At 66.9% G+C, this 487-nt stretch carries 1 protein-coding gene; it reads left to right on the forward strand.

The genetic code is table 11. The annotated features are described in order from the left end of the window. Window positions 1-487 (forward strand): DNA topoisomerase (locus FLQ44_RS23285; protein ID WP_240801390.1); only part of this gene is annotated, 487 nt, incomplete at both ends.

Below are 487 nucleotides of genomic sequence, written 5' to 3' on the forward strand. Positions count from 1 at the left end.
GGAAGTCGGCGGACGCCGAGGACGAGGGCCGCAAGCTGCCGGCGATGAAGCCCGGCGACATCGTGCCGCTGTCGGCCATCGTCATCGACCAGCACTTCACCGAGCCGCCGCCGCGCTTCTCGGAAGCGAGCCTGGTCAAAGCCCTGGAAGAGTTCGGCATCGGCCGTCCTTCGACCTACGCCAGCATCATCCAGACCCTGCTGTCGCGCGAATACGTGATGCTCGACAACCGCCGCTTCCGACCCAGCGACGTCGGCCGCGCGGTGGCCAAGTTCCTGGCCGGGCACTTCACCCAGTACGTCGACTACGACTTCACCGCCAAGCTCGAGGACGAGCTCGACGCGGTGTCGCGCGGCGAAGAAGACTGGCTGCCGCTGATGGAGCGCTTCTGGAAGCCCTTCAAGGCGCTGGTCGACGACAAGATCGAAACCGTCGACCGCAGCGACGCCAGCGGCTCGCGCGTGCTGGGCAATGACCCCAAGACCGG

Origin of the sequence: Vogesella mureinivorans (genome assembly GCF_007644035.1) — a bacterium.
Lineage (GTDB): Bacteria > Pseudomonadota > Gammaproteobacteria > Burkholderiales > Chromobacteriaceae > Vogesella > Vogesella mureinivorans.